Raw genomic sequence first — 2,584 nt, forward strand, 5'->3', positions numbered from 1 at the left:
CGTTTGAAGTAGGTAGTCGGCCAATTGCAGTCCCCATTGATACTTGCCTTCCTCCAATGCCTTGTTCACCTCGTCAAACATCTTCTTCTCGCCCCCGGCCAGTTCAATAATATATTTTGCCTCTTGCGATGCCGCGAGGGGGTAAAGATTGGTAGGATTTCCATCGAACCAGCCCACATAATGCAAAAATATCGAACGTACACCCCACGGAACTGAGCCATAAAACTCCCGCAGGTTCGGTTGGTCTTTTAATGAATCCGCCAACTTCACACTGTCAACGGTTTGTTGGAGCGTATATCCCTTATTCATGGCGTCTATTGTCTGTTCATAGACGCTTAAAATCGCGGCCGCGTAGTTGTTTAGGCTTTGGTGGACAAGTGATTGTCCGGAGACAGGCCTGGTATGGCCCGGAACGAGGTGCCTCACTGGGAATGTGCCCATTTTTTGTATCGATTCGCCCCATGATTTGACATCCCTGTATTGCGAGCCCCGAATCGCATAAAGGTTGGGAAACGATTTGTAGTAATTATCCCCGGTCCACAATGATCCCAGACTAGGGACCCATACAAAGAGCTGGTCGTTGGTTTCTCCATCGGCGGCATACAGTTCGAAATCGACACCGGCGAGGGATGTGTGAAGGGAGTCCTGGAATGTCATATTTGGCTTGATGTATCCTTTGCCGGCTCTGTCGGTTGAAGTGTTGCCCGGGGCGACACCCCGGTTAATCACATCCTCGGCCGGTAGATCGCGTCCGAATTGCCTGGCGTTTCGCTGCTTTAAAATAGGTTCTACGGGTGAATTTTCCTGTAGCTCGTCCTTAAATCCCGCCCGGGCGATGATCTTAACATCTTTGTTGTTCCCAACAAAGGCGGAGGTACCTCCCGTGTGATCCAGGTGGCCATGGGTATAAATGACTGCCTTTACAGGTTTAGCGGTTATTTTCCAGAACTCTTCCGCTACCGTTTCGGCCGCACCCAGAGCCCTGAGCGCATCTATGATCACTACTCCGTTTTCTCCAATAATCATTGAGGTGTTCGAACCGTCGTATCCCACCGCCACGTAAACATGCTCGTTCACTTGGATGATCTCCTTTATAAACTCACTATTGCGTGCCTTTAAAATACGCGTGGCTTCCGTTTCCTGGGCGTCGGCCGTAGTTGCCAACATAAATATTGCCAGTATTGAGATGTAAATTTGTGTTTTCATTTTATTTGTTTTAAGATGCATAATTCTAATGTTATTTCGATTTTAAATCTCTAAGTTCCTTTTCAAGTGTTTTGATCTCTCCCTTTAATTTTTCTATCACTTTTTTTAGCTGTGCCACTTTTTTGAATGCTTCATCGTCTTGAACGGCTTGATAAATTATCTTACCGTCTTTTTCTTTTATTTTGGATGTGCCTCCACAAGTCGGGCAATGGGATACCTGGCTCATAATTCTTATTTTTTAATGGTAATTAACACCGCTTTGCCACCAAACTTGGATTTCAATTGATACTTCTTGTTTTCACCAATCGTTTTTAAAAATTTCCGGGTATCTGCCATATCCGCATTATCAACATAAATAATCGTATCGGAATGAAAATTAGGTTCAAGCATTTGAAATAGGGACAAATACAAATCTTTCCAACCATCCAACAGCAACAAATCTATGGGTCTGTTATGATTTTTCAGAGTCTCCATTGCATTGCCAATTCTAACTTCAATAAGTTCGCTCACACCAGCCTTTTTAAAATTTTCAACGGCTTTTATGGCTTTGGATGTAATCAATTCCGTGGTGATAATGCGACCTCCTGTTTCCATAGCCCCTTGAGCCAAAAATAGGGTTGATATTCCAAATGAAGTTCCAAACTCAACAATATTCTTAATGTTGTTTTCCTTGATAAGCCGCTTCAAACCTTCTCCCTGTTCTCTAGAAACCGAAAGATATGCATTATTAAAATCCATCGGTTGCATGGGTCTAAATACGCTTTTAGCCAAACCCTTTACCATATTATATCGGTCGTTTTTCGAATCGTTATAGAGCTCGGTTAGAGTTGTCCTTATTTGTTGTTGTATGGTATTCATCACATTTTTCGTTTTATTGGATTAATGTCATAGATGCTTAAGCATTCTAAAGCGAATCTGCCCCTGGGTCACCCGGGAAGAAGTACGCATCAAAATCAATTGTGTGGTATCGTAATCATCAGATTCGCTAAAAGTCTCAAATAATTTGAAAATTATTCAGCCATTTTCAAATGATCGATAATTCCACTTTTAAACACTGTTTTTAACGGTCTTTCAGGTTTGTTTTCATATCCAACTATAATCGAACTGTGCATTAGCATTTTTTCGAAATCAAAAACAAGGGTTAAATAGTCCTTTTTATCTGTTTCTTGCCAATTGATTAAATAAAGTTCGTTACCAATTTTACGGGAACGGTAAGGAATATCCGTGTTTCCGTTTCCTGTTGCAGGCCCCGCAACCCATTCATATTTGGCTTTGCCATTGTAGAACTCCATGTGTAAGGCAGTACCATCTTGATATTGGAAATTCAATGAATAACCATCCAGGAAATGTTCAGGCTGTCCAAACTGAAACTTATTTT

Annotated in this window: 4 protein-coding genes; all 4 read right to left on the reverse strand. The window is 42.0% G+C overall.

Translation table 11 applies throughout. The annotated features are described in order from the left end of the window. Window positions 1-1,206: alkyl/aryl-sulfatase (locus DHD80_RS19715; RefSeq protein ID WP_251743186.1), on the reverse strand; the 1,206-nt coding region annotated here is incomplete at its 3' end. A 31-nt stretch (window positions 1,207-1,237) separates the two neighbouring features. After that, window positions 1,238-1,432 (reverse strand): hypothetical protein, encoded by a 195-nt coding sequence (locus DHD80_RS19720; RefSeq protein WP_251743187.1) that lies wholly within the window; start codon window positions 1,430-1,432, stop codon window positions 1,238-1,240. 5 nt (window positions 1,433-1,437) lie between these two features. Next, entirely contained in the window at window positions 1,438-1,944 is a 507-nt protein-coding gene (locus DHD80_RS19725; RefSeq protein ID WP_251743188.1) for a class I SAM-dependent methyltransferase, read from the reverse strand. Between the two features lie 272 nt (window positions 1,945-2,216). After that, window positions 2,217-2,584, reverse strand: a 368-nt coding sequence (locus DHD80_RS19730) for a hypothetical protein (protein WP_251743189.1), incomplete at its 5' end; no start/stop codon positions are given.

Origin of the sequence: Gramella sp. AN32 (assembly GCF_023718305.1) — a bacterium.
In the GTDB taxonomy this organism is placed as follows: Bacteria; Bacteroidota; Bacteroidia; order Flavobacteriales; family Flavobacteriaceae; genus Christiangramia; species Christiangramia antarctica.

What these genes read in the sequence shown, in the direction of transcription:
- DHD80_RS19720 (WP_251743187.1), bottom strand. Translation starts at nt 1,432, where the DNA reads ATGAGCCAGGTATCCCATTGCCCGACTTGTGGAGGCACATCCAAAATA.
- DHD80_RS19725 (WP_251743188.1), bottom strand. Translation starts at nt 1,944, where the DNA reads ATGGATTTTAATAATGCATATCTTTCGGTTTCTAGAGAACAGGGAGAA.